The sequence below is a fragment of the Actinotalea solisilvae genome, from assembly GCF_016464425.1.
Taxonomy (GTDB): domain Bacteria; phylum Actinomycetota; class Actinomycetes; order Actinomycetales; family Cellulomonadaceae; genus Actinotalea; species Actinotalea solisilvae.
Genome location: NZ_JADDKQ010000007.1, coordinates 194,415 through 218,797, shown reverse-complemented (window position 1 = coordinate 218,797; position 24,383 = coordinate 194,415). Strand labels below are relative to the sequence as shown.

The 24,383-nt window shown below is 74.1% G+C and carries 24 protein-coding genes and 2 pseudogenes; 14 read left to right on the top strand and 12 right to left on the bottom strand.

The window, feature by feature from the left end:
• The first annotated feature begins 31 nt into the window (after positions 1-31).
• Complete coding sequence (locus JIG38_RS07960; RefSeq protein ID WP_199423226.1) at positions 32-676, top strand: NADPH-dependent F420 reductase; 645 nt, start codon at positions 32-34, stop codon at positions 674-676.
• 19 nt (positions 677-695) lie between these two features.
• On the opposite strand, the gene JIG38_RS07955 is transcribed toward JIG38_RS07960, so the two are convergent.
• Positions 696-1,544 (bottom strand): LmeA family phospholipid-binding protein, encoded by an 849-nt coding sequence (locus JIG38_RS07955; RefSeq protein WP_233404607.1) that lies wholly within the window; start codon positions 1,542-1,544, stop codon positions 696-698.
• Between the two features lie 78 nt (positions 1,545-1,622).
• Between JIG38_RS07955 and JIG38_RS07950 the strand changes: the two genes are divergently transcribed.
• A complete protein-coding gene (locus JIG38_RS07950) occupies positions 1,623-2,381 on the top strand; it encodes a class I SAM-dependent methyltransferase (RefSeq protein WP_199423225.1) in 759 nt (252 codons plus the stop codon).
• A gap of 82 nt (positions 2,382-2,463) precedes the next feature.
• Here JIG38_RS07950 and JIG38_RS07945 read toward each other — a convergent pair whose 3' ends face one another.
• On the bottom strand, positions 2,464-3,303 hold the full coding sequence (locus JIG38_RS07945) for a sulfurtransferase (protein ID WP_199423224.1): 840 nt from the start codon (positions 3,301-3,303) through the stop codon (positions 2,464-2,466).
• Between the two features lie 96 nt (positions 3,304-3,399).
• Between JIG38_RS07945 and JIG38_RS07940 the strand changes: the two genes are divergently transcribed.
• Entirely contained in the window at positions 3,400-4,269 is an 870-nt protein-coding gene (locus JIG38_RS07940) for a formate/nitrite transporter family protein (protein ID WP_199423223.1), read from the top strand.
• A 17-nt stretch (positions 4,270-4,286) separates the two neighbouring features.
• Here JIG38_RS07940 and JIG38_RS07935 read toward each other — a convergent pair whose 3' ends face one another.
• The 3 genes and pseudogenes from JIG38_RS07935 to JIG38_RS07930 all read right to left on the bottom strand — a co-directional run.
• On the bottom strand, positions 4,287-4,607 hold the full coding sequence (locus JIG38_RS07935) for an EAL domain-containing protein (protein ID WP_199423222.1): 321 nt from the start codon (positions 4,605-4,607) through the stop codon (positions 4,287-4,289).
• A gap of 45 nt (positions 4,608-4,652) precedes the next feature.
• Positions 4,653-4,769, bottom strand: a pseudogene (locus JIG38_RS21240) (diguanylate cyclase domain-containing protein); the annotation flags it as partial.
• 152 nt (positions 4,770-4,921) lie between these two features.
• Positions 4,922-6,118: pseudogene (locus JIG38_RS07930) on the bottom strand (PAS domain-containing protein); the annotation flags it as partial.
• Positions 6,119-6,369: 251 nt separating this feature from the next.
• Here JIG38_RS07930 and JIG38_RS07925 point away from each other — a divergent pair.
• The 4 genes from JIG38_RS07925 to JIG38_RS07910 are packed head-to-tail and all read left to right on the top strand — an operon-like array spanning position 6,370 to position 12,247.
• Complete coding sequence (locus JIG38_RS07925) at positions 6,370-9,636, top strand: FAD-dependent oxidoreductase (RefSeq protein ID WP_307844683.1); 3,267 nt, start codon at positions 6,370-6,372, stop codon at positions 9,634-9,636.
• On the top strand, positions 9,633-10,703 hold the full coding sequence (locus JIG38_RS07920; protein ID WP_233404606.1) for an ABC transporter substrate-binding protein: 1,071 nt from the start codon (positions 9,633-9,635) through the stop codon (positions 10,701-10,703). The genes JIG38_RS07925 and JIG38_RS07920 overlap by 4 nt, the downstream gene beginning before the upstream one ends.
• Positions 10,678-11,517, top strand: a complete 840-nt coding sequence (locus tag JIG38_RS07915; RefSeq protein WP_307844682.1) for an ABC transporter permease — start codon at positions 10,678-10,680, stop codon at positions 11,515-11,517. The genes JIG38_RS07920 and JIG38_RS07915 overlap by 26 nt, the downstream gene beginning before the upstream one ends.
• Before the next feature lie 4 nt (positions 11,518-11,521).
• Complete coding sequence (locus JIG38_RS07910; protein ID WP_199423220.1) at positions 11,522-12,247, top strand: ATP-binding cassette domain-containing protein; 726 nt, start codon at positions 11,522-11,524, stop codon at positions 12,245-12,247.
• Here the strand turns inward: JIG38_RS07910 and JIG38_RS07905 are convergent.
• Positions 12,174-12,389, bottom strand: coding sequence for a YbdD/YjiX family protein (locus tag JIG38_RS07905; RefSeq protein ID WP_199423219.1), 216 nt, complete (start codon positions 12,387-12,389; stop codon positions 12,174-12,176). The two genes, JIG38_RS07910 and JIG38_RS07905, sit on opposite strands and share 74 nt — an antisense overlap.
• The gene (locus JIG38_RS07900; RefSeq protein WP_199423218.1) at positions 12,386-14,671 is read right to left on the bottom strand and encodes a carbon starvation CstA family protein; all 2,286 of its coding nucleotides are present in this window, start codon (positions 14,669-14,671) and stop codon (positions 12,386-12,388) included. Before JIG38_RS07900 ends, JIG38_RS07905 begins: the two co-directional genes overlap by 4 nt.
• A 160-nt stretch (positions 14,672-14,831) precedes the next feature.
• On the opposite strand from JIG38_RS07900, the gene JIG38_RS07895 reads away from it, so the two are divergent.
• Genes JIG38_RS07895 through JIG38_RS07885 form a run of 3 tightly spaced genes read left to right on the top strand, consistent with a single transcriptional unit; the run spans position 14,832 to position 17,603 of the window.
• A complete protein-coding gene (locus JIG38_RS07895) occupies positions 14,832-15,893 on the top strand; it encodes an ABC transporter ATP-binding protein (RefSeq protein WP_199423217.1) in 1,062 nt (353 codons plus the stop codon).
• Positions 15,890-16,738: an ABC transporter permease gene (locus tag JIG38_RS07890; protein ID WP_199423216.1), complete on the top strand. Its 849-nt coding sequence runs from the start codon at positions 15,890-15,892 to the stop codon at positions 16,736-16,738. Before JIG38_RS07895 ends, JIG38_RS07890 begins: the two co-directional genes overlap by 4 nt.
• Positions 16,731-17,603 carry an ABC transporter permease gene (locus JIG38_RS07885; RefSeq protein WP_199423215.1) on the top strand — a complete coding sequence of 291 codons (873 nt, stop codon included), beginning with the start codon at positions 16,731-16,733 and terminating at the stop codon, positions 17,601-17,603. Before JIG38_RS07890 ends, JIG38_RS07885 begins: the two co-directional genes overlap by 8 nt.
• 16 nt (positions 17,604-17,619) lie before the next feature.
• Here JIG38_RS07885 and JIG38_RS07880 read toward each other — a convergent pair whose 3' ends face one another.
• Together JIG38_RS07880 and JIG38_RS07875 are read right to left on the bottom strand one after the other, a co-directional pair.
• Entirely contained in the window at positions 17,620-18,462 is an 843-nt protein-coding gene (locus tag JIG38_RS07880; protein WP_199423214.1) for a phytanoyl-CoA dioxygenase family protein, read from the bottom strand.
• Positions 18,463-18,568: 106 nt separating this feature from the next.
• Positions 18,569-19,096, bottom strand: a complete 528-nt coding sequence (locus JIG38_RS07875) for a DUF488 domain-containing protein (protein ID WP_199423213.1) — start codon at positions 19,094-19,096, stop codon at positions 18,569-18,571.
• A 140-nt stretch (positions 19,097-19,236) separates the two neighbouring features.
• Here JIG38_RS07875 and JIG38_RS07870 point away from each other — a divergent pair, with 140 nt between their 5' ends.
• The 3 genes from JIG38_RS07870 to JIG38_RS07860 all read left to right on the top strand — a co-directional run bounded on the left by JIG38_RS07870 (position 19,237) and on the right by JIG38_RS07860 (position 20,907).
• Complete coding sequence (locus tag JIG38_RS07870) at positions 19,237-19,896, top strand: dihydrofolate reductase family protein (protein WP_199423212.1); 660 nt, start codon at positions 19,237-19,239, stop codon at positions 19,894-19,896.
• Positions 19,893-20,540, top strand: a complete 648-nt coding sequence (locus JIG38_RS07865) for a GyrI-like domain-containing protein (RefSeq protein WP_307844681.1) — start codon at positions 19,893-19,895, stop codon at positions 20,538-20,540. The genes JIG38_RS07870 and JIG38_RS07865 overlap by 4 nt, the downstream gene beginning before the upstream one ends.
• A 73-nt stretch (positions 20,541-20,613) precedes the next feature.
• Positions 20,614-20,907 carry a DUF4287 domain-containing protein gene (locus JIG38_RS07860; RefSeq protein WP_199423211.1) on the top strand — a complete coding sequence of 98 codons (294 nt, stop codon included), beginning with the start codon at positions 20,614-20,616 and terminating at the stop codon, positions 20,905-20,907.
• 585 nt (positions 20,908-21,492) lie between these two features.
• Here the strand turns inward: JIG38_RS07860 and JIG38_RS07855 are convergent.
• Positions 21,493-21,876: a hypothetical protein gene (locus tag JIG38_RS07855; RefSeq protein WP_199423210.1), complete on the bottom strand. Its 384-nt coding sequence runs from the start codon at positions 21,874-21,876 to the stop codon at positions 21,493-21,495.
• 88 nt (positions 21,877-21,964) lie between these two features.
• A complete protein-coding gene (locus JIG38_RS21235) occupies positions 21,965-22,687 on the bottom strand; it encodes an RHS repeat-associated core domain-containing protein (RefSeq protein ID WP_199423209.1) in 723 nt (240 codons plus the stop codon).
• Positions 22,688-22,734: 47 nt separating this feature from the next.
• Between JIG38_RS21235 and JIG38_RS07845 the strand changes: the two genes are divergently transcribed.
• Positions 22,735-23,031, top strand: a complete 297-nt coding sequence (locus tag JIG38_RS07845; protein ID WP_199423208.1) for a DUF4287 domain-containing protein — start codon at positions 22,735-22,737, stop codon at positions 23,029-23,031.
• Positions 23,032-23,229: 198 nt separating this feature from the next.
• Here JIG38_RS07845 and JIG38_RS07840 read toward each other — a convergent pair whose 3' ends face one another.
• Positions 23,230-24,354: a TolB-like translocation protein gene (locus JIG38_RS07840; protein WP_199423207.1), complete on the bottom strand. Its 1,125-nt coding sequence runs from the start codon at positions 24,352-24,354 to the stop codon at positions 23,230-23,232.
• Positions 24,355-24,383 lie beyond the last annotated feature (29 nt).

Here is a 24,383-nt window from a genome sequence, read left to right as displayed (position 1 = left end):
ATGCGTCACGCCGGTGGGCGTTGTGCAGTCCATGACCATCCTCGGACTCATCGGATCCGGCGCCATCGGCTCCCAGCTCGCGCGCCTCGCCACGCGCGTCGGGCACGACGTCGTCGTGAGCAACTCCCGCGGGCCGCACACGCTCGTGGACCTCGTCGCCGAGCTGGGTGACCGCGCCCGCGCGGGCACGCCCGACGAGGCCGCCGAGGCCGACGTCGTCGTCGTCTCGGTGCCCCTGCACGCGATCGACGCCCTGCCCGTCGAGCCGCTCGCGGGCAAGGTCGTCGTCGACACCACCAACTACTACTGGCAGCGCGACGGGCACGTCCCCGAGCTCGACGCCGGGGAGCTCACCAGCTCCGAGCTCCTCCAGCGGCGCCTGCCGGAGTCGCACGTGGTCAAGGCGTTCAACCACATCGAGGCCGCCGCCCTGACCGGCCACGCCCAGCCCGCCGGCACGCCCGACCGCCGCGCGCTCGTGGTCGCCGGCGACGACGCCGACGCGCGCGCCCGGGTCGCGCGGCTGATCGACGCCTTCGGCTTCGACCCGGTCGAGGTCGACGCGCTCGCCGAGACGTGGCGCATCGAGCCGGGCACGCCCGCCTACGGCCCGCGGCGCACGGCCGAGGAGCTGCGCGCCGACCTCGCCGGCGCCGTCCGCGCACCCCGGGCCTGAGGCACGTCGCGCCGGGCGGTCACCCCGCGGTCGGGACCGCCAGGCGCACGTCCTCGCCCGAGAGCTCGGCGCGGAAGCCGTCGTCCTGCACGGTGACCTCCCGGAGCACGAGGCCCTCGGGGAGCCCCTGGATCTCGTGCTCGATGGTGACGAGCTGCCGCGCGAGGGCGCCGAGCACGCCGGACAGGAACGCCGGCCCGCCGACGTCGACCGTGCGGGGCTCGACCACGAGGAGGCCCTGCTCGACGGAGACGGTGCCCGTGGCGACGACCGTGAGCACGCGGCCGGCGACCTCGACGTCCCGCGTCACCGCGGCGAGGCCGTCGGGCGCGGGGCCCACGACGACGTCGTCGGCGATCTGCTCGGCGACGAGGTCGAAGGGGACGGTCGCGTCGACGCTCATCGCGCCCGCGACGAGGCCGTCGGGTCCCGTGCGCACGTCCTGACCGACGGCGCTGACGTCGTGCAGCGCTCCGTCGGGCGTCGCGACGGTCGCCGCGTCGAGCACGAGCCCGGTGAGCCAGATCTCGCCAGGCTCGAGGTCGGCGGGCGGGTCCACGGACTCGCCGGGCGCGGCCGGGTCCGGCTCCGGCCCCGCGGCGTCCGGTGCGCCCGCGGGCGACGTCGCGGCCCAGAGCAGCACGGCCCCGGCCACGACGAGCACCGCGAGCATGAGGCCCGCACCCACGAGCCGGTCCAGCGTCCGGCGGCTGAGCCCGCGGCGCTCAGGCGCCGGCGCCGCCTGGTCCGGCGAGGCCGGGCACGGCGAGCCGGCTCGGTCGCCCGCGGTACCCGCCGCCCGCCCCGCGGCGACTCCCGTCGTGCCATCGGGGGCGGCGAGCCCCGGCTGCTGCTCCTCACGCTCCATCGCGCCAGTCTGGCGCGATGGGCCGTGCGCGCGACCGGAGCCTTCCGGGGCACCCGACCCGCGGCGTAGGTTCACCCGGTGAGCTTCGCCGTCTCCGCCGACGCGTACGGGCGCTTCATGGGCCGCTTCTCGGAGCCGCTCGCGGCGCACCTCGCCGACGCGGCCGACGTCCGACCCGGCCACCGCGCCGCCGACGTCGGCTGCGGCCCGGGGGCGCTCACCGCCGAGCTCGTCGCGCGGCTCGGCGAGGACGCCGTCGTCGCGGTCGACCCGTCGCCGCCGTTCGTCGCCGCGACCCGGGCGCGCTTCCCCGGCGTGCAGGTGGTCGAGGGCGTCGCGGAGGCGCTGCCGTTCGCCGACGACACCGTCGACCGGGCCCTCGCGCAGCTCGTCGTGCACTTCATGAGCGACCCGGTGCGCGGCATCGCCGAGATGGCGCGCGTGACCCGGCCCGGGGGCGTCGTCGCGGCGTGCGTGTGGGACCACGCGGGCGGCGGGAGCCCGCTCACGACGTTCTGGGACGCGGTGCACGACCTCGACCCGGACGCCCCGGGGGAGGCGACGCTCGCCGGCGCCCGCGAGGGACACCTCGTCGAGCTGTTCGAGGAGGCGGGCCTGCGCGACGTCCAGGGGTCGCGCCTCGCGGTCGACGTCGCCTTCGCGTCGGCCGACGCGTGGTGGGAGCCGTTCACGCTCGGCGTCGGTCCGGCCGGCGCGTACGTGGCGCGCCTCGACGCGGACGCACGAGACGCCCTGCGCCGGCGGTGCGCGGAGCTGCTCCCCGAGCCGCCCTTCGACCTCACGGCCGCGGCCTGGTGCGCGGTGGGCGTGGTCTGAGCCCGCCCTGCGCCGGTGCGGTCGACCCGCGGAGGGTTCGGGTCGCCATCCGAGCCGAACCCTCCGCCGTGGGTGCTCCCGCTCAGGTGGTCGTGAGGGACCCCGGGTCCGCGCCCGTGGCGACCGGGCGGGACGGGTCGCGGACCCAGTGGGACCACGAGCCCGGGTAGAGCGCGAGGTCCACGCCCGCGACCTCCCCGGCGAGCACGAGCTGCGCCGCCGTCACGCCCGAGCCGCAGTACGCGGTCGCGGGACCATCGACCGCGAGCACCTCGCGCAGCTCCGCCGCCGCGAGGAACCGGCCGTCCGGCCCGTAGACGGTCGACGTCGGGCGCGAGAGCGCGCCCGGGACGTGCCCGGCGACCGGGTCGATCGGCTCCGTCTCGCCGCGGTAGCGCTCGGCGGCGCGCGCGTCGAGCAGGGTGCCGGCCCGGCCCGCGAGCACGTCGTCCGCGCCGGCCGTCGGCAGCCCGCCGGGCCGCACGACGGCGTCCGGCGCCGGCACCGGGGCGACGTCGCCCGCCTCGAGCGGACCGCCCGCCGCGACCCAGGCGGGCAGGCCGCCGTCGAGGACCGCGACCCGGTCGTGCCCCGCCCAGCGCAGCACCCACCACGCGCGCGCGGCCGCGGCGCCCGAGCCGCCGTCGTACACGACGACGTCGCGGGACGGGCCCACGCCCAGGCGGCGCAGCGTCGCGACGAGGTCCTCCGGGTCGGGCAGCGGGTGACGGCCGCCCTCCCCGGGCGCCGCCGCGAGGTCGGCGTCGAGGTCGCAGAAGACGGCCCCGGGCAGGTGCCCGGCGCGGTAGGCGTCGCCGTCCGCTCCCGCGAGCGTCCAGCGGACGTCGAGCAGCAGCGGCGGCCCGTCCTGGCCGAGGCGGGCGAGCAGGGCGGCGGCGTCCACGAGCGGCGTGCGGTCCATGCCCCCACAGTGCCAGCCCGCGGATCACACCGACGCGGCGTCCACCCGGGACGTCGAGCCGTCCGCCGCGGGTCGCGCCGTGGGAATCTAGGCGTCATGGCCGCCGACCACGCCGCGCTCTTCCCGGGCAAGCACTTCATCAGCACGGCGCTCGAGGCCCTCGAGACCAAGACGGCGATGTCGGGCGACCTCGCGCGGCGCTACCTCCAGCGCGCCGCGATGGCCGGCTTCATCATCGGCGTCCTCTACGCGACCAACTACGCGGTCATCGCGGCGTTCGACGCTGTCGACGTGGGCGGCTCGACGCTCCGCCCGCTCGGCCGGATCGCGGGCGCGCTGGCGTTCGGCTGGGCGCTCGTCTTCATCTACTACACGAAGTCCGAGCTCCTGACGTCGAACATGATGATCGTCTCGATCGGCGCCTACTACCGCCGGACGTCGTGGTCCAAGGCCCTGCGCGTCCTCGGCCTGTGCTACCTCGGCAACCTGCTCGGCGGCGTCGTCGTCGCGGTGCTCCTGCGGTTCTCGACGCTGCTCGACGGCGCGCCGCACGACGAGATGGTCGCCTCGGTCGACCACAAGCTCGCGTACATCACGGAGGGCGCGGCGGGCTGGGGCGACCTCCTGGTGCGCGCGATCCTGTGCAACTTCCTCATCAACGTCGCGATGCTGCTGGTCTACAACGGGATCATCAAGGACGACCTCACGCGCAGCCTCGCCATGATCATGTCCGTCTTCATCTTCGCGTTCCTCGGGCTCGAGCACTCGGTCGCGAACACGGTCCTCTTCACGATCGTCGGCCTGCGCGACGGCATCGACGTCGGGCTCGCGGCGGCGAACCTGGGCATCGCCCTGCTCGGCAACTTCCTCGGCGGCGGGCTGCTCATCGGCCTGTACTACGCCTACGTCAACGACGACGCCGCCTACCTCCGCCGCCACGCGGCGGGCCGGGGCCCGACCGCCTGACCGGGTCGCGCCGGAGGTCAGCCCGCTCGCGCCGCGCTCCAGGCGGCCAGGTCGGCCATCGGCAGGGCCGGGCTCCAGAGGTACCCCTGGGCCGTCTCGCAGCCCATGACCGTGAGCACGTCGCGCTGCTCCGCGGTCTCGACCCCCTCGGCGACCGTGCGCAGCCCGAGGGCACGCGCGAGCTGGACGACGGACGACACGACCGCGAGGTCCTCCGACGAGCCCGCGACCCCCCGCGTGAACGGGCGGTCGACCTTCAACCGGTCCACGGGCAGGCGCCGCAGGTAGGCGAGGGAGGAGTACCCGGTGCCGAAGTCGTCGAGGACGCGGTGGCCCACGGCGAGGGCCGCGTCGGCGTCCAGGCCCGGGCACAGCAGCACGAACTCGTCGCCGCCCAGGCGCGCGACCGTGTCGCCCGGCCGCACCGACGAGCCGAGCCGCTCGGCGACGAGGACGAGCAGCTCGTCACCCACGTGGTGCCCCGAGCTGTCGTTGACCATCTTGAACTGGTCGAGGTCGAGGAACAGGACGGCCGTCGGCGCCCCCGCGCGCGCCCCGCCGCGAGGGCCTGCTCGAGCCGGTCCACGAGGAGGGTCCGGTTCGGCAGCCCGGTGAGCGAGTCGTGCAGCGCCTGGTGCGCGAGGGCCTCCTGCATGCGGTGGCGCTCCGTGGTGTCGCGCCCGAACACCGACACCCCGACCACGCGGCCGTCGTCGCGGACGGGCGAGATCGTCAGCGAGACGTAGGTGCGACCGCCGTCGGGCGCGTCGAGATCCGTCTCGACGTCGCTCACCTTGCGTCCGCCGAGCACCGTCGCCAGGCGCGCGTCGACCTCGGCGCGGTCGAGCCGCGGCAGCAGCGTGCTCCAGTGGCGTCCGAGAGCGCCCGCCTCGGTGACGCCGTGCAGCCGGGCGGCGGCGGGGTTCCAGCTGGTGATGCGTCCGTCCGGCGTGAGCGCGACGACGGCGTCCGCGGTGGACTCGACGAGCTGGCGGTAGCGCTCGGTGCCCGCCTCGAGCGCGCGGTGCTGGCGCTGCACCTCGACCAGGAGGTCGTCGCGCGGCGTGAAGAACAGCTCGGTGAAGCGGAACGGCTCCCCGACCTCGTCGCCGCGCCGCCGCCCGTGGACCAGGACGAAGAGGAGGAGGGGCACCGCGTACGCGAGCGCGAGCACGAGCTTCGCCTGGACGCCTCCCGCGACGAGCGCGCCCAGGTCGGGGGACGTCGGCGCGGCGAGCACCGGGAAGACCACGCCGTCGAGCACGAGGACCGCGACGAAGAGGAGCACCGGGAAGACCACGCCGTCGAGCACGAGGACCGCGACGAAGAGGAGCACCTGGAGGGCGGCCTGGGCCGCCCGGGCGCGCACCCGCCACTTCACCGCCTCGAGCACGACGGCGATGAGTGCGAGCTCGGCGACGATGAGCAGACCGCCCACGAGCACCACGGTCAGCGAGACCGTGAACACCTCGGGCAGCACGCCGAACCGGTTGACCACGCCCGGCGTGCGCAGCGCCTCCGCGGTGAGCGAGAAGAGCGCGATCTTGAACACGTTGACCGCGACCACGATCTTGACGAGGTTGCGGATGACCCGTGGGTCGTGGCCGCCGGCGACCAGCATGAACGCCGTGAGGATCAGCGCGCCGTAGAGGACGCTCCCCGCACTGAGGGTGACCGGGTCCGAGAGCGGGACGGCGAAGACCGAGCCGAAGAAGCCGCCCACGAGCAGCACCATCGCGACGTACACGTAGCAGAGCACGAGGCGCACGGGCCGGCGGAAGAACGCGAAGCAGAACGGGAAGGCGGCGTAGAGCAGCACCTTCGCGACCACCAGGCCCCACGCGGACATGCGCCCCCCCCCCCCGCCGACGACGGTCACCAGGGTCCCACGCCCGCCCGCCAGCGCCCGCTCGGGTCCTCCGCTCGGCCGAGGGCGCGCGGCCGCGCCTGGGCCCGAGGGCCTGGGTCGGAGGTCCGGCGCCGTGCTCCACCCGCGCGCCTAGCGTGGAGGTGCCAGCGTCGGCACGCACCGTCGGTCTCGTGGACCGCCGGGCTCCGGCGTCGTCGACGCGGCGGGGACCGAGTCCGACGGAGGACGACGTGCACAGGCAGCCACCCCCGAGCGAGCCGGCGCACGCGCCGCTGCCGACGCTCACGGCCGACGGCCGACCCGTCCCGGTGCACCCGGGCCAGACGCTCCACGCGGCGCTGCGCGACGCCGGCGTCGACGTGCCGGGGTTGTGCGACGACGTCCGGCTCGACCGGCCCCACGGCACGTGCGGGCTGTGCGTGGTCGAGGTGGAGGACGTCGACGGGCCGCCGCGCCGCCTCCAGGCGTGCCGGACGCCCGCGCGCCCGGGCATGGTCGTGCGCACCAGCACGCCCGCGATCGAGGCCTACCGGACCGCGCGCCTCGAGACCCTCCTGTGCGACCACGACGGCGACTGCGTCGCGCCGTGCGTCGCCGCGTGCCCCGGCTCCGTCGATGTCCAGACCTACCTGCGCCTCGTCGCCGAGGGCAACCACGAGGCGGCGCTGCGCGTCATCAAGGACCGCAACCCGTTCCCGTCGGTGTGCGGGCGCGTGTGCCCCCACCCGTGCGAGGAGGCGTGCCGCCGGTCGCTCGTCGACGAGCCCGTCGCCATCAACGCGGTCAAGCGGTTCGCAGCCGACTGGGACCGCGCGCGCGAGCAGCCCTGGCTGCCCGCGGTCGCGCCGCCGAGCGGCAGGCGCGTCGCCGTCGTGGGGTCCGGGCCGTCCGGCCTCGCCGCGGCCTACTACCTCGCGATCGCGGGCCACGCGGTCACGGTCTACGAGAAGCAGGACCGCCCCGGCGGCATGCTCCGGTACGGCATCCCCGACTACCGGCTCCCGACGGACGCGCTCGACCACGACGTCGACGTCGTGCGCGCGCTGGGCGTCGAGATCGTCACCGGGCGCACGCTCGGCGCCGACCTGCGCCTCGCGGACCTGCGCCGCGACCACGACGCCGTCTACCTGGCGATCGGGTCGGGGCGCCCGACGCCGCTGCGCCTCGCGGACCTGCGCCGCGACCACGACGCCGTCTACCTGGCGATCGGGTCGTGGCGCCCGACGCCGCTGCGCGTCGAGGGCGAGGACCTGCCCGGCGTGCACCGCGGGATCGAGTACCTCGAGGACGTGACGAACGGCGTGCGCGTGCCGCTCGGCGCGACCGTCGTCGTCGGCGGCGGGAACACCGCCGTGGACTGCGCGCGCACCGCGCTGCGCGGCGGCGCGACCCACGTCACGCTCGTCTACCGGCGCGGCCGCGACGAGATGCCCGCCGAGCCGCACGAGGTCGCCGACGCGCTCGCCGAGGGCGTCGAGCTCGTGCTCCTCACCGCGCCGACGCGCATCGCCGCGGCGGGCGGCCGCCTGGAGGTCCACTGCGTGCGCATGGCGCTCGGCGAGCCCGACGCGAGCGGCCGGCGGCGGCCCGTGCCGGTCGTGGGCAGCGAGCACGTGCTCGTCGCCGACACCGTGATCGGCGCCGTCGGGCAGAGCACCGACGCCGCGGTCGTCGCGGGCGGGCTCGCGGGGGACGTAGCCGTGGGCACCGACCGCTGGGGCGACGTGCGCGTCGACGGCGGCACGCTCGAGACGGACGTGCCCGGCGTGCTGGCGGGCGGGGACTGCGTGACCGGGCCAGCGACGGTGATCCAGGCCGTCGCGGCGGGACGGCGCGCCGCGTCGGCGATCGACCAGCTGGTCCGCACGGGCCGGGTCGAGCCCGAGGCGACGGACTACGCGTGCAGCCGCGGCACCCTCGAGGACCTCGACCGGCACGAGTGGGAGGACGAGCCGCGCATCCCCCGCACCGTCATGCCCACGGTCCCGGTGCCCCAGCGCGTCGGGTCGTTCGTCGAGGTGGAGACCGGGCTGACCGAGGCGCAGGCGCGCGCCGAGGCCGCGCGGTGCCTCGAGTGCGGCTGCTCGACCCGCGACACGTGCCCCCTGCGGCGCGAGGCGTCCGCGGCCGGGGTCGTGTGGCTGCCGCCGCTGCACGTCCGGCCGCGCGTGCCCGTGCAGCGGGACCACGCGTTCATCGTGCGCGACCCCAACAAGTGCATCGCGTGCGGCCTGTGCGTGGCCGCGTGCGCCGAGATCGAGGGCGTCGGCGTGCTCGACCTGCGCATGCGCGACGGGCGACTCGTCGTGGGGACGCTCGACGACCTCCCGCTCGGCGCGACCGACTGCGTCTCGTGCGGGCAGTGCGTGCGCGCGTGCCCGTGCGGCGCGCTCGACCACGTCCGCGCCACGGGGGACGTCTTCCGCGCGATGAACGACCCGGGCACCGTCGTCGTGGGGTTCGTCGCGCCGGCCGTGCGGACCGTGGTGGCCGCCCGGTACGGCGTCGCGCCCGCCGACGCCTCGGCCTTCGTCGCGGGCCTGCTGCGCCGCGTCGGCTTCGACCGCGTCTTCGACTTCGCGTTCGCGGCCGACCTCACGGTGCTCGAGGAGACCACCGAGCTGCTCGGCCGCGTCACCGGCGGCGGCGTCATGCCCCTGTTCACGTCGTGCTGCCCGGGCTGGGTGTCGCTCGTCGAGCGGCGGTGGCCGGGGATGATCCCGCACCTGTCGAGCTGCCGGTCGCCGCAGCAGATGATGGGCGCGACGGTGCGGCAGCACTACGCGCGCCAGGCCGGCCTCGACCCCGCGACCCTGCACGTCGTCTCGATCGTCCCGTGCCTCGCGAAGAAGGACGAGGCGGTGCGTCCCGGCCTCGCGCGCGACGGCCGGCCCGACGTCGACTCCGTGCTCACGACGACCGAGCTGCTCGAGATGGCGGACACGCTGCGCCTCGAGGCGGCCGACGTCGTCCCGGGCGCGTTCGACCCGCCGTACGCGCAGGTGAGCGGGGCGGGCGTCCTGTTCGGGGCGTCCGGCGGCGTCGCGGAGGCCGCGCTGCGGCTCGCCGTCGAGCGCCTCACGGGCGACCTGCCCGGGCGGCTCGACTTCCACGAGGTGCGCGGGCTCGAGGGGTTCAAGGAGGCGACGGTCGTCGCGGGCGACGCGACGCTGCGGGTCGCCGTGATCTCCGGCCTCGGCAACGTCGACGGCCTCGTGCGGCGCATCCTCGCGGGCGAGGACGTGGGCTACGACCTCGTCGAGGTCATGGCGTGCCCCGGCGGGTGCATCAACGGCGCCGGGCAGCCGCTGCCCGAGCGCTCCTCGGAGCTGCCCGAGCGCCAGGGCGTGCTCGTCGAGATCGACCGACGCTCGGAGCACCGGCGCTCGCAGGAGAACCCCGACCTCCTGCGGCTCTACGACGAGTTCTACGGCGAGCCCGGCTCGCCGCTCGCGCACGAGCTGCTGCACACCTCCTACGCCCCGGTCCGGCCGTGAGCACGGGCCGGCGGGCGCTCGCCCCGCGGCTCGGACGGCGTGGGGTCGCCGCGTTCGCGGCGGGCGCGCTCGCCGCGGCCGTGCTCGCGGGCTGCGGGGGCGCGGCGGGCCAGCCGGACCCTGCGCCCACGCCCGACGACGCCGTCGCCGCCGTCGTCGAGGTGGAGCCCACCGTGCGCGTCGCGTCGCTGCGCGGCCCCACGACGATGGCGCTCGTCGGCCTCGCGCGCGACGTCGAGGCCGGCACGGCCGCGCACGACTACGCGATGACGACCTACGGGACGCCCGACGAGGTGGTGCCGAGGATCGTCCAGGGCGAGGTCGACGTCGCCCTGCTGCCCGCGAACCTCGCGGCGGTGCTGCACGCGCGGACCGCGGGCACGGACGGCGCGATCCAGGTCGCGGCGACGTCGAGCCTCGGCACGCTCGAGGTCCTCGAGCACGGCGACACCGTGCACGCGATCGGCGACCTCGCCGGACGCACGGTCCTCAGCCCTGGCAAGGGCACGGCGCCCGAGCACGTCCTCGCCGACCTCCTGCGTGGCAGCGGGCTCGAGCCGGGCGTCGACGTCGCGGTCGAGTTCTCGAGCGAGGCGACGGAGGTCGCGGCGCGGCTCGCGAGCGAGCCCGGCGCGATCGCGGTGCTGCCCCAGCCGTACGCGACCGCTCTCACGCTCGGGCACCCCGAGGTGCGCCGTGCGCTGAGCCTCACCGACGTGTGGGCGCAGGTGCACCCCGACTCGCGCATCGTCACGAGCGTCGTCGTCGTGCGGCGCGCGTTCGCCGAGGAGCACCCCGACCTCGTCGCGGGCGTCCTCGACGAGATCGAGGCGTCCGGCGCGTGGGTCGCGGCCCACCCGGCCGACGCCGCGCCGCTCGTCGTGGCGGCGGGCATCGCGCCGTCGCCCGCGGTGGCCGAGGCCGCGATCCCGGCGTCGGGCCTCGAGCACCTCGAGGGCGCCGCGCTGCGCGACGCCCTCGAGGGCTACCTCGCGGTGCTGCACGCCGCGGACCCGGCCTCGGTCGGGGGGAGCATGCCCGGTGACGACTTCTACCTCGCTCCCTGACGCGGGCGCCCCGGCCGTGACCGTCGCGGCGGCGCGACGGGAGTCGCCGTGGCGGCGCTGGCGCACGCCGCTCGCCGTCGGCGTCTGGCTGCTCGTGTGGCAGGGCGCGGCCGTCGCCGTCGGTCGCGACGTGCTGCTCGTGGGGCCGATGGACGTCCTCGTGCGGCTGGGCGAGATCGCGCCGACGGCGGACTTCTGGGCCACCGTCGCGCACACGTCGCTGCGGGTCGGGGGCGGCTTCGCGCTCGGCGTCGTCGCGGGCACGCTGCTCGCCGTCGCGGCCGCGGCGGCGCCGCTCGTCGACGCGCTCACGGCGCCTCTGCTCGGGGCCGTCCGGAGCACGCCGGTCGTGAGCTTCATCATCCTGGTGCTGCTCTGGGCGGACAGCGGGCGCCTCGCGCTCGTCGTCAGCGCGCTCATGGTGCTGCCCGTCGTGCAGCTCAACGTGCTCGCGGGGATCCGCGCGCGCGACGGCGCGCTGCTCGAGGTGGCGCGCGTGTTCCGCGTCCCGGCGCTGCGCCGCGTGCGCGCGGTCGACCTCCCCGCGGTCGCGCCGTTCCTCGTCGCGGCCTGCCGGATCGGCGTCGGCCTCGCCTGGCGCAGCGGCGTCGCGGCCGAGGTCATCGGTCTGCCGGACGGCAGCATCGGCGAGCGGCTCTACGACGCGAAGCTGTTCCTCAGCACGGCCGACGTGCTCGCGTGGACGCTCGTCGTCGTCCTCCTGGGCATGGCGTGCGAGCGGCTCGTGGTGGTGCTCGCGCGGCGGGTCCCCGGCGGGGCACCCTCGGCCGGCGCCCCGCCCGGGCGGAGGTGACCCGGTGATCCGGCTACGCGGGGTCGGCGTGGAGCTCGGCGGGCGCGCCGTGCTCGACGGGCTCGACCTCGACCTGCCGGACGCGAGCGCGACGGCCGTCATGGGCCCCAACGGCTCGGGCAAGACGACGCTCGCGCGGGTGCTGCTCGGCCTCGTGGAGCCGACGTCGGGCACGGTCGAGGGCCTGACCGGGCTCGCGCGGGCGGCCGTGTTCCAGGAGGACCGCCTCGTCGGGCACCTCGACGCCGTGGGCAACGTGCGCCTCGTGCTGCCGCGCGCCGTGCCGACCGGTCACGTCGTCGACGCGCTCGTCGCGACCGGCCTCACGGGCGCGGACCTCACCGCGCCGGTCCGGACGCTCTCGGGCGGGCAGCGCCGGCGCGTCGCCGTCGTGCGCGCACTGCTCACCGACGCCGACCTCGTGGTGCTCGACGAGCCGTTCACGGGCCTCGACGGGCGCGCGCGGCGGCTCACCCGCACCCTCGTGCGCGAGCGCTGCGCCCGTCGGACCACGGTCCTCGTCACCCATGACGCCGACGACGTCGCGTGGTTCGGCGCGCGGCTCGTGACGCTGCCCGCCGCATCGGAGCCCTCCCCGGCCACGCCCGCCTCGCGCGCCGCCGCCACCGCGGGACGCCCGACGGCCCGCGAGCCGGTCAGCAGCAGCGGCCCTGCGGCTCCCGGTCCTGCCGGTCCGTCCGGTCGCGCCAGAACTCCCGCGCGGACATGACGCCCGGGTCGCCCGGGCCCCGGCCGTGCGCGGCCTCGTGCTCGAGGTACCGCTCGTAGGCGTCCTCGCCCAGCAGGCCGCGGAGGAACCAGCCGATCCCCCGCCGCGCACGGGGGCCGGGTCGGGCGGTCGTCGCGCTCATCCGTGGCTCCTCGCCCGCGGGCGCGGGTGCGCGGCCTCGTGCTCCTGCCACCGCGCCTCGAGCGCCTTCTCGGGCGGCGTCGTGACGAGACCGGCGGGGGCGTAGATCCGCGACGCCGACGGCGGGTCCTCGGCGCTCGCCGCGTGGCCCGAGCGGTAGGAGCGCCAGGTCGCCCACGCGGCCGTGAGGATGACGACGATCGCGAGCGTCACGAAGACGATCGACAGCACGCCCTGGATCATCGTGTTGCGCACCACGGCGCGCATCGCCTCGACGCTCGTCGCGGTGCCGAAGCTCGTCTCGCCGGCCGCGAGCGCGTCGGCGAACGCGCGGTTCTGCGCGAAGTACCCGATGGCCGGGACGGGCGAGAAGATCTTCTGGAACGACGCCGTGATCGTCACCGCGGCCGCGAATCCGAGCGGCAGGACGACGACCCACAGGTACCGGAAGCGCTGCTGCTTGGCGACGATCGCCATGCACACCGCGAGCGCGATCGCGGCGAGCAGCTGGTTCGCGATGCCGAAGAGCGGGAAGAGCGTGTTGATCCCCCCGAGCGGGTCCGTCACGCCCATGAGGAGCACCGCGCCCCAGGCGCCGACCATGACCGCCGTCGCGAGCCAGGCGCCCGGTCGCCACGACGTGTCGCGGAAGCGCGGGACGACGTTGCCGATCGAGTCCTGGAGCATGAAGCGCGCGACGCGCGTGCCGGCGTCGACCGCGGTGAGGATGAACAGCGCCTCGAACATGATCGCGAAGTGGTACCAGAACGCCATCATCCCGCTGCCCCCGACGAGCTGCTGCATGATGTGCGCGAGGCCCACGGACAGGGTCGGCGCGCCGCCGGTGCGCGAGACGATCGTCTCCTCGCCGACGTCCTCGGCGGTCTGCGTGAGCATCTCCGGCGTGAGCTCGACGCCCGTGAGGCCCAGCCCGTTGACGAAGGCGACGGCGCCCTCGACGGTGCCGCCGGTCGCCGCGCCCGAGGCGTTCATCGCGAAGTAGATCCCACGGTCGATCGAGAGCGCCGCGACGAGCGCCATGATCGCGACGAACGACTCCATGAGCATGCCGCCGTAGCCGATGAGGCGCGTCTGGCGCTCCTTCTCGACGAGCTTGGGCGTGGTGCCCGACGAGATGAGCGCGTGGAACCCGGACAGCGCGCCGCACGCGATCGTCACGAAGAGGAACGGGAAGAGCGACCCGGCGACCACGGGACCCTGGCCGTTGCGCGCGAACTCGCTGATCGCCGGGACCTCGAGCACGGGCCGCACGACGACGATCGCGACCGCGAGCATGACGATCGTGCCGATCTTCATGAACGTCGACAGGTAGTCGCGCGGCGCGAGCAACAGCCACACGGGCAGGATCGCGGCGACGAAGCCGTAGACGACGATGCCCCACGCGATGGAGACCTTGTCGAGCGTGAAGACGTCGGCGCCCCACGCGGTGTCGGCGATGACGCCGCCGCCCACGATGGCCGCGAGCAGCAGGACGAAGCCGATGAGCGAGACCTCGGTGACCTTGCCCGGGCGGAGGAAGCGCAGGTAGACGCCCATGAAGAGTGCGATGGGGATGGTCATGGCGACCGAGAAGACGCCCCACGGGCTCTCGGCGAGCGCGTTGACGACGACGAGCGCGAGGATCGCCACGATGATGATCATGATGACGAGCGTCGCGAGGAGCGCAGCCGTGCCGCCGACGACGCCGAGCTCGTCGCGCGCCATCTGCCCGAGCGAGCGACCGCCGCGGCGCATCGAGAAGAACATCACCAGGTAGTCCTGGACGGCGCCCGCGAGCACGACGCCGACGATGATCCAGATCGTCCCGGGAAGGTAGCCCATCTGCGCCGCGAGCACGGGCCCGACGAGCGGCCCGGCGCCGGCGATGGCCGCGAAGTGGTGGCCGAAGAGGACGCGCCGGTCGGTTGCGACGTAGTCCTTGCCGTCGGCCTTGTACTCGGCGGGCGTCGCGCGCCGGTCGTCCGGGCGCAGCAGGTGGCGCTCGATGTAGCGCGAGTAGAAGCGGTACGCGATGAGGTAGGTGCACACCGCCGCGAAGACGAACCAGATCGCGTTGACGGTCTCGCCGCGGACGACGGCGAGGACCACCCACGCGACGCCGCCGAGCAGGGCGATCGCCGTCCACAGCGCGATGCGCGCGGGCGTCCAGCGGCGGTGCTCCGCCTCGACGACGTCGGCGTCCAGCGCGACGGGCGGCAGGGTCGGGTCCTGCGGAGGGACCGGCAGCGTCGCCGTCTCCCCCGCGCGAGCACGGTCGGTCATGATCTCCCCCTCGAGACGGTCCAGCGGCGGTCCGGCGCACGGCCCGCCCAGCACCATGAACCCGTCCGGCGGCGCCCACAACTCGAGGGCCGACCGCGTCGTGAGATTGACCGGTAAAGACGGTGACCCGTGTCACCCGGCGCTGGCACGATCGGGAGCGATGCCACTCATCGAAGCCACCCAGCTGACCAAGGTCTTCCGCCGCGCGGACAAGGACCCGGGTCTCGCCGGTTCGCTCAAGCACCTGGTCCAGCGCCGGTTCACCGAGCAGGTCGCCGTCGACCACGTGGACCTGTCGATCGAGGCGGGCGAGGCGGTCGCCTACGTCGGCCCCAACGGCGCGGGCAAGTCCACGACGATCAAGATGCTCACAGGCATCCTCGTGCCGACGGCCGGCGAGGTCCGGGTCGGCGGCCTCGTGCCGCACGAGCGCCGGATCGAGAACGCGCGGCAGATCGGCGTCGTCTTCGGCCAGCGCACGCAGCTGTGGTGGGACCTGCCGGTCCGCGAGTCGCTCGGCCTGCTGAGGGACATGTACGGCCTCGGCGAGCGCGAGTACCGCGAGCGGCTCGAGCGGTTCGACGCGATCCTCGGCATCGGCGAGTTCCTGCCGCAGATGGCGCGCAAGCTGTCGCTCGGCCAGCGCATGCGGGCGGACCTCGCGGCCGCGCTGCTGCACGACCCGCGGATCGTCTACCTCGACGAGCCGACGATCGGCCTCGACATCTCGGTCAAGGACCGGGTCCGGGCCTTCGTCAAGGAGCTCGTCGACGGCGGCACCACGGTCATGCTCACGACGCACGACCTCGGCGACATCCAGGACATCTGCCGGCGCATCGTCATCATCGACGGCGGCCGCACCATCTTCGACGGCCCGCTCGCGGCCGTGACGGACCGCTACGCGCGGGACCGGGCGATCACCTTCCAGCTCCGCGAGCCCCTGGCGTCGCTCGCCCCGCTCGCCGCCGCGGTGCCGGGCGCGACGGTGACCGCCGGGGAGCACGAGCGCGAGGTCGAGGTGCGCTTCGACCGGTTCGTGCTCGACGCGGGCCAGGTGCTCACCGCGGTGCTCGGCGCCGCCGAGGTCCAGGACGTCGCGATCCAGGAGCCCGCGATCGAGGACGTCATCCGCAAGGTCTACCTCGGCGAGCTCGAGCTCGAGCACGGCGACGCGGCGCCGCCCGCGGACGCGCCGGGGCCGGCCCGCACGGCGTCGTCGTGAGCGCGGTCGTCGAGGCGCCGTCGGCTCCGGCGCGCCCGGCCGGTGCCCACGTCCCGCTGCGCGCCTACCGGGCGATGGCCGCGGCCGCGTTCAAGAGCCTGCTCGCCTACCGGCTCCAGTTCTTCCTCGGCCTGCTCGGCAGCATGTTCCTGCTGCTCTCGCTGCTCTACCTGTGGCGCACGATCCTGCGCGAGGACGGCAGCGCGCTCGGGTTCGCGTGGCCGGACATGAAGGCGTACCTGCTCGTCGGCTTCGTGTCGGGGACCGTCGTCTCGACGTACACGGACTGGCGCATGGCGCTGCGCATCCAGGACGGCGCCGTCGCGGTCGACCTGACGAAGCCCGTGGACTACCAGCGCGCCCGCCTCGCGGAGACGCTCGGGTTCGCGGCGTTCGAGGTCGTCGCGTGCGTCGTCGTCGTCACGGGGGCGCTGCTCGTGTTCGGCGGCGTGCCCGTCCCCCCGCCCGACCGCCTGGCCCTCTTCGCGGTGAGCATGGCCGCCGTCGTGCCGCTGAAGTTCTCGGTCGTCTACATGAGCGGCCTGCTGTGCTTCTGGACGCAGAGCTACATGGGCGTCAACTGGGCGCGGATGGCGCTCCAGCAGCTCTTCTCGGGCGCCATGGTGCCGCTCGTCTTCTTCCCGGACTGGCTGCGGCTGGTCGCCGAGGTGCTGCCGTTCCAGGCGATGGCCTACACGCCCGCGATGGTCTACCTCGGCCGCCTCGAGGGCGCCGAGCTGTGGTGGCGCCTGGGGGCGCAGCTCGGCTGGACCGTCGTCCTGTGGTGGGCGGCGCGCGCCGCGTGGCGGGCCGCGTCGCGCCGGCTGACGGTGCACGGTGGCTGAGCCGCGCCCGGCCCGGACCGGGATCCCGCCGTCGGCCGCGGTGGCCGACCGGCCCGCCGTCGTGCGTGGGCCGGTACGCCGCGCCCTCTGGCTCTACCGACGCAGCCTCGGCGCGAAGATCCGCTCGGTCATGGAGTACGAGGCCGACTTCTGGATCCTCATGCTCGCCGCGGTGCTCACGCAGGGCGTCGGGCTCGTGTTCCTCTGGACGGTCTTCCGCCGCATCCCCGACATCAACGGGTGGGGCTTCTGGGAGATCGTCATCGTCTACGCGATGGTCTACCTGGCCGAGGGCGTGGGCTCGCTGTTCTTCGAGGGCACCTGGCGGCTCGCGTGGCTGGTCAACCAGGGCGAGCTCGACCGCGTGCTCCTGCGCCCGTTCTCGCCCGTGCTCCAAGTCATGAGCATCGACGTCGGCCTCAACGGGCTGGGCAACATCACCATGGGCATCGCCCTGCTGGTCGCGGCCGTGCAGCAGGTCGACGTCGCGTGGAGCGTCGGCAAGGTCGTGCTGGCCCTCGTGCTGCTGCTCAGCGGGATCGCCGTGAAGATCGGGCTCAACCTCGCCTCGAACGCCTCGGCGTTCTGGATCAACGCGCCCTTCTCGACGTTCGCGTTCTCGCTGCACTCGCTCGGCGAGCTCGCGCGGTTCCCGATCACGATCTACGCGCTCGGGATCCGCGCCGTCATCACGTTCGTCCTGCCGTTCGCGTTCGTGTCGTTCTTCCCCGCCGCCGCGGTGCTCGGGCACGGCACGTCGGCGTGGGTCGGGCTGCTCACGCCGCTCGTCGCCGCCTACTGCGTGGGCATGGGGATCTGGCTGTTCCGCCGGGGGCTGCGCCGCTACGAGTCGGCCGGGGCCTGAGCCGGCGACGGCGCACTCACTCGGCGTCGCCCATGACGAGCCCCTCGATGGTGTGCTTCTGCGTGATCGGTGTCAGCTCGTCGACGACGGGGCAGCGCAGGTGATCGCGGACCGCCTGCGGCAGGGCCGCCCAGTAGCCGTGCGTCACCGCGAGGTCGTGGTGCTCCGCGTTGCCCGCCCCCGGCGCGTCGACGCCGAGCACGAGGACCGGACGGGCCCGCTGCGAGTGGTTCGTCGTGCCCCGGTGGATCGTCAGGGCGGACCGGACCGAGATGTCACCCCGCTGCGGCATCTTGCGGACCGCGAGCGACCGATACCGGTCGTAGTGGCTCTTCGGGGGGAACATGCCGTGCTCGAACTCCGGGCTGTCGTCCCACTGGGTGCCGGGCGCGATCTCGAACGGCCCCATGTCCTCGGTCGTGTCGACGCAGGTGAGGTTGAAGGCGAGCGACGTGAGCCGGCGGTCGCGGCGCGTCTCCTCGGGCATCGGGAAGTCGCGGTGCCACGGCTGGTCGACGGCCCCCGGGTAGGGGGTGTCGAACCCCACCTCGACGATCTCGTAGTCGTCGCCGAGCACCGCGCGGCAGGTCGTCGTCACCCACGGGTGCGTGACCAGGTCGACGAAGCCGCGCAGCTGCTCGGGGTGGATCTCGACGTACCAGCGGTTCGGCCCGCGCCCGACGGCGCCGTCCGGACGGCTGCGTGCCTCCTGGAACGCCGCCTCGACGTCCTCGGCCATCCGGTCCGCCCACTCGACCGGGAAGGCACCGCGGAGCGCGGTGATCCCGTCGGTGTAGAGCGCCTCGACGATCGGCCCCGGGTCGATCGCGCCGGTCGTCGTGCTCTGGTCGTTGGCCACGGTGCCTCCAGCGTCGCAGGGTCCGGCCAGTGTGCGTGCGGCGCCGCGCAGCAGCAAGAGACGACATCCCGCCGGCCGTCAGCCGTCAGCCGTCAGCCGTCAGCCGTCAGCCGTCGTAGACGAGGCCGCGGTCCGTGACGCGCGCCCCGGCCGAGGGACGGTGCGGCGCTAGGCGGCCGTCGTGGCCGAGGTGCTGCACAGGGACGTCGTGCAGCAGCACGACGACGTCCGAGATCAGCCGCCGGTGGCACCGCCACCACACCGTCTCGCTGCACATCACCGCGGTGCGCGCCTCGGCCGCACCCGCGAGCACCTCGCCGAGCGCCTCGCGGAAGTCGTCCGTGCGGGTGTGCGCCGCGTACGCGCGGAACGCGTCCACCTGCCACCACGGGTCGACGTCGGCCTCCTCCGGGTCGGAGCGGCGGCGCCCGCCGAGGCGGGGCTCCCAGCGGTAGGCGACGCCGGCGTCGGGCAGCCACTGCGCCATCGCGTCGCTCGCGACGTGCGGGTGGCGGCGGCTGCCCGGGAACCGGCGCACGTCGACGAGCCGCTCGACGCCCGCACCGCGCAGCACCGCGGCGATCGCGTCCTGCGCCAGGGTGCCGTGCCCGAAGGTCAGCAGCGGCGCCGTCATCCGGCCAGCGTGCCACGGAGCGCCCCTCGGTTCCCGCCCGGGCACCGCTGCCGCGTCGAGGCTCGAGAGCCGTGGACGCGGTGCTCGCACACGTGGCACCGTCCACCTGATTGGCTGCGGCCACGGCGAGGGAGGCGGGCGTGACGCGGATCCGCGTGCACAACATGACGATGTCGCTCGACGGCTACGCCGCCGGGCCCGACCAGGACCTCGAGCACCCCCTCGGCACGGGCGGCGAGCGCCTGCACGAGTGGATCTTCGAGACCGCGACGTTCCGCCGGACGTACGGCGACCGCTCGGACGGGCCGCCCGAGGAGGGACTCGACGACGAGTTCGCGCGCCTGGGCGACGACGAGGTGGGGGCGACCGTCATCGGCCGCAACATGTTCGGCCCCGTGCGCGGGCCGTGGCCGGACGAGGAGTGGACGGGCTGGTGGGGCGACATCCCGCCGTACCACCACCCCGTCTTCGTGGTGACCCACCACGAGCGCGCGCCGCTCGAGATGGCGGGCGGCACGACCTTCCACTTCGTCACCGACGGCGTCGAGGCCGCGGTCGAGCAGGCCGTCGCGGCCGCCGGCGGGCTCGACGTCCGCATCGGCGGCGGGGTCCAGGTGCTCCAGCAGTGCCTGCGCGCCGGGCTGGTCGACGAGATGCACCTGGCGATCGCGCCCGTGCTGCTCGGCGGGGGTGAGCGCCTCTTCGACCGGCTCGACGGCGGCCCGCACGGCATGGAGGTCGCCGAGATGGTGAGCTCGACCCGCGTGACGCACGTCCGGCTCGTGCGGGCGACGCCGTGAGCACGGCCGCCGCCGCGACGGACCTCAAGCGGACCCTGGACTCCTACGCGGCCCGACGCGGCGAGATCCGCCTGGTCGAGGTGCCGTCGATGCGGTACCTCGCGGCGGACGGGCAGGGCGACCCCAACACCTCGCCGGACTACACCGCGGCGCTCGAGGCGCTCTACCCGCTCGCCTACACGCTGAAGTTCGCGAGCAAGCGGGAGCTCGGCCGCGACTACGTCGTGCCGCCGCTCGAGGGTCTGTGGTGGGCGGACGACCCGGCCGCCTTCACGACGCGACGCGACACGAACGCGTGGTCGTGGACGCTCCTGCTCCTGGTGCCGGACTGGCTCGGCACCGAGCACGTGGACGCCGCGCGGGCCGACGTCGCACGGAAGAAGCCCGAGGTCGCCGTGGACCGGGTGCGGCTCGAGGAGCTCGACGAGGGCCTGTGCGCCCAGACGCTGCACGTCGGGTCCTTCGACGACGAGGGCCCGGTGCTCGCCGACCTGCACGACCGCTTCGTGCCCGAACACGGCCTCGTCATGACCGGCAGGCACCACGAGATCTACCTCAGCGACCCGCGCCGGACGGCGCCCGAGAAGCTCCGCACGATCCTGCGCCAGCCCGTCCGCCGCCAGGGCGATGAGTCCGGGGCCTGAGCCCGGTCTGCAGCACCGCCGCCACACCACCGCGCTGGTGTCAGCGCGCACCGACGACCCGAGGAGCAGCCCCATGTCCTTCCAGGCCTATCTCGACACGATCGAGGACAAGACCGGCCTCACGCCGCGCGAGCTCGTGGCGATCGCGCACGAGAAGGGCCTCGACGCCCCGGGCGCCAAGGCCGGCGGCGTCGTTGCGTGGTTGGCGGAGGACTACGGCCTGGGCCGCGGCCACGCAATGGCGCTGTGGCACGTGATCTCGAAGGGCCCCCAGATCAGCACCAAGCACGTCAGCACCGACGGCGTGCACCGCGACGAGACCGACACCCTCTGGCTCGACGGCAGGGCGACCAAGCCTGGGTCGTGACCGTCCGAGATGGAGCTGCAGGCCCGACGCTCGAGCCTCGTCGCCATGACGGCACTTATCGGCGGCACCTTAACCCGACCGGCCGCGTCAAAGTGCTCAGCTTGGCGTCACGGCTCGAACGACGCGTTCGAGCCCAGTCGCGTCTCGAGCGCTGCTGATGACAACGCCGAAGCCCGCGGCCGTGCTCGACGCAATCCACACCAGCGCCTTGGCTCCGTTGGGACGCCGCAAAGACGTCCGGGAGTGGCGCGCCGGCGGCCGCGAAACCGAGACCAACTAGCTCGTCGAGCACGTATCGACCCGGCATCCGCGCAAGTTCCATGCGCATAATGCACTTAGTCGCGATCACCACAGGAGTGCGACAGAACAGTGCGGCCCTCTCGACCATGCTGAGGTCAACCAGCACCCGCTTGCCCTTCAGCGCAACGCGGGGCATAGCGTCGCTCCTACTCGTGCTCGGCCCGGTAAGCGCCTACGGCGAACGGTCCTGTACTGATTGCTCCGTCGCCTCGCGCCGGGGAGGGGCTCTGCGTGAGTCGAAGGCTCTACAAGTCGGCCCGACGCCGCGGCCCCCGTCGCTGTGGGTCAGGCCCAGTGCGTTTCCTCGTCAAAAACGAGTTCAAAATACGTAAGGTTCCCGCCCTGCAAATTGGCGTAGGGCGAGACTTGGGAACATTCGAACTCTCCAACGACATTGAAACCCGCAGCCGACATGATCGCACACAGACGCGCAACATCTGCGTCGGAGGCGGCAAGGGAACCAAAGCCGCCGAACGTTAGGTCAGCATTCCAGCGGAGCACTACCGCCCAAGGCAGAACGGTTGATAGATAGCAGACAGCCGCCTCCTTTGAGCGCGTCTCGACCGTGTAGACGCAGGACGGCCCTCGCTCCCGGTCCGTCTCGATTCGCGTTGGCCCGACTGTTTCAAGCAGCGGGACGAACCAGTCGAACACGCCGCTCGCTGCCATGTCGAGTGGGATCTCGAGTCTGCCCATCCCCTCGACAGGCGGACCTATGGCCAGTTGGAGAAACGCGTCCGCAACACGAAGCACCGATTCAGTGTGGCCACGCATGATATCCCGTCCTAGAGAGGCTGACGGTAACGCTTGTGAGCGGTCTACCCTGCGGGCTGTAGCCGATCACCGCTCCCGTATTATACGTGTATCGCACTTCGCTGCCTCGACCAACCGTCGGCACCCCTTTCCTCAACGCGAGGTCGGTCGCGACCGCTTGCCATCGCCTGTCCTTAAATACTGAGGGCGTCCTGCCTGACGCAACGCGCTCATTGTACTCCCGAGTCCCGCGGATGTGGCGATTCATCGAATTGCCACTCTCCCTCATGAGGACAGCATCCGAGCGCCGAATTGGAGCGGGCCGCAACGGCAAATTTCCGCTGGCCCCGCCAACGCCTCGGTAACTGGCGACTCGGCCACTTGCGCACCAGCACGGATTCACCAGGCCGGGCTTATGGTGGGCTCGCCGCCCATCCAAGTCGTAAGCACTCAACGGATCCTGAGGATAAGCATACGGAGTGGTGTTTCCGCCCAGGATCGGATCGACGGAGAGAAAGCGGCCAGTCGTGGGCATGTAGAGCCGGACGCCCATGAGGGTGAGGTCGCCGAGGGTGCGGGTGGACCGCTCGTGCGCGCCCAGCCAACCGTATCGAGTGGGAGCCGTGCCGGTGGGGGCTTGTCCGATGTGCAGTCGGTCGCTGCCGAATTCGTCGTACGTCGAGAACCAGACGCCGGCGACGGTCGCTGCTGCGGCCGTCGCGGGCACGGGGACCCGCCCGCGTCCGGGCGCCGACCACTCCAGGAGCACCCTCCATGTCCTTCCAGGCCTATCTCGACACGATCGAGGACAGGACCGGCCTCACGCCGCGTGAGCTCGTGGCGATCGCGCACGAGAAGGGTCTCGACGCCCCGGGGGCCAAGGCCGGCGGCGTCGTCGCGTGGCTGGCTGAGGACTACGGCCTGGGTCGTGGGCACGCCATGGCGCTGTGGCACGTGATCTCAAAGGGCCCGCAGATCAGCACCAAGCACGTCGGCACCGACGGCGTGCACCGCGACGAGACCGACACCCTCTGGCTCGACGGCAGGGCGACCAAGCCCGCGTCGACCTGACGCACAACCCGCTGACTTCTGGAAGCCGATCCAGTGTCCGGCCGCCGGATCGCTTCCAGGCGATCGGCGAGCAGCACGCCGAGCAGCGCCGCGGCCGGGAGCATCCGGCGGTGCCACGTCGTCACCGACGGCGTGCACCGCGACGAGACCGACACCCTCTGGCTCGACGGTAGGGCGACGAGGCCGACCGCGTAGGCGTCAGGGCAGGGCGCAGTCGGCGACCGCGAGATCGAGAGCGCCCACGACGCGCTCGTCGGCACCCTCGTCGACGCCCTCTCCGAGAGCGAGCGGGAGCTCCCTGACCGTGACGGCGGTCCCGTCGTCCGCGCGCGCGAGCAGGCGGACGAGCACGGCGTCGGTGGCGTCCTCCTGCGGCTGTCGCAGCGTGAGCAGCGCCGCGCCGTCGCGCGAGGCGTAGACGTGGCGCTCGCCGTTGTCCTCGCGCAGTGTCGCGCGCTCTCCGGTCGCGAGGTCGACCTCGACCACGTCGCGCGCGAAGCGGCCGGGCGCGAGCGGAGTCGTCACCGTGGTCACGAGGCGGCTCTCGTCCGGCGACCAGTCCAGGTACTGCGGGCTGGGGCCGCCGCGCCACGAGGCGACGACCTCGACAGCACCGCTCTGGACGTCGAGCACGACGACCTCCGCGACCTGGTCCACCTCCGGCGTGAGGGGCGGGGACCCCGTGAGGTAGGCGAGCAGTCGCCCGCTCGGGGACCACGCGGCGTCGTACCAGCCGCCTGGCGTGCTCCACGGCGACGTCAGAGGCTCGAGGCCGCGCGACCCCTCGGGGTCGAGCCGTGCGGGGACGGGGTCGGCGGCTCCGTCCGCCGTCCGCCCCGTCCACGCGATCAGCGCCAGGCCGGGCAGCTCGCCCACGGCGGCCGGGGCCGCGAAGGCGGCGCCCTCCGCGAGCAGCTCGCGCGCGCCGGTGCTGACGTCGATCGCAACGAGCTGCTCGGTCTCGCCGTGAGGCACGGGCCGGCCGGCGGCGTAGATCGTCGACGCGTCCGGAGAGAGCACCGCCTCGTACGTGCCGTAGTCGTCCGTCACCTGCTCGACGGTGCCGTCGGCGCGCAGACCGTAGACGTCGCTCGACGGCGTCGACCCGGGCAGCTCGTGAGCGAGGTGCCGCTCGGTCTGGCCGGCGAAGACGGCGACGTAGGGAGCGTCGCCGCACGGGACGAGCCCGAGCGGGTGGTCGGGCTCGTCCATGCCGGCGTCGGGCGTGCACCCTGTGGCGAGCGCGCCGAGCGCCGCGAGGCCTGCCGTCAGCAGGACGCCCCGGCGATGGCTGCGGCGTCGCGGCGTCGCCTCGGAGCCCATGGCAGGAGGCTAGGCCCAGCCCGCGCGGC

Coding starts and splice junctions, on each gene's coding strand:
- JIG38_RS07895 (WP_199423217.1), top strand. CDS start 14,832: ATGCCACTCATCGAAGCCACCCAGCTGACCAAGGTCTTCCGCCGCGCG.
- JIG38_RS07855 (WP_199423210.1), bottom strand. CDS start 21,876: ATGGCAGCGAGCGGCGTGTTCGACTGGTTCGTCCCGCTGCTTGAAACA.
- JIG38_RS07900 (WP_199423218.1), bottom strand. CDS start 14,671: ATGACCGACCGTGCTCGCGCGGGGGAGACGGCGACGCTGCCGGTCCCT.
- JIG38_RS07845 (WP_199423208.1), top strand. CDS start 22,735: ATGTCCTTCCAGGCCTATCTCGACACGATCGAGGACAGGACCGGCCTC.
- JIG38_RS07905 (WP_199423219.1), bottom strand. CDS start 12,389: ATGAGCGCGACGACCGCCCGACCCGGCCCCCGTGCGCGGCGGGGGATC.
- JIG38_RS07945 (WP_199423224.1), bottom strand. CDS start 3,303: ATGGACCGCACGCCGCTCGTGGACGCCGCCGCCCTGCTCGCCCGCCTC.
- JIG38_RS07875 (WP_199423213.1), bottom strand. CDS start 19,096: ATGACGGCGCCGCTGCTGACCTTCGGGCACGGCACCCTGGCGCAGGAC.
- JIG38_RS07960 (WP_199423226.1), top strand. CDS start 32: ATGACCATCCTCGGACTCATCGGATCCGGCGCCATCGGCTCCCAGCTC.
- JIG38_RS07860 (WP_199423211.1), top strand. CDS start 20,614: ATGTCCTTCCAGGCCTATCTCGACACGATCGAGGACAAGACCGGCCTC.
- JIG38_RS07840 (WP_199423207.1), bottom strand. CDS start 24,354: ATGGGCTCCGAGGCGACGCCGCGACGCCGCAGCCATCGCCGGGGCGTC.
- JIG38_RS07955 (WP_233404607.1), bottom strand. CDS start 1,544: ATGGAGCGTGAGGAGCAGCAGCCGGGGCTCGCCGCCCCCGATGGCACG.
- JIG38_RS07940 (WP_199423223.1), top strand. CDS start 3,400: ATGGCCGCCGACCACGCCGCGCTCTTCCCGGGCAAGCACTTCATCAGC.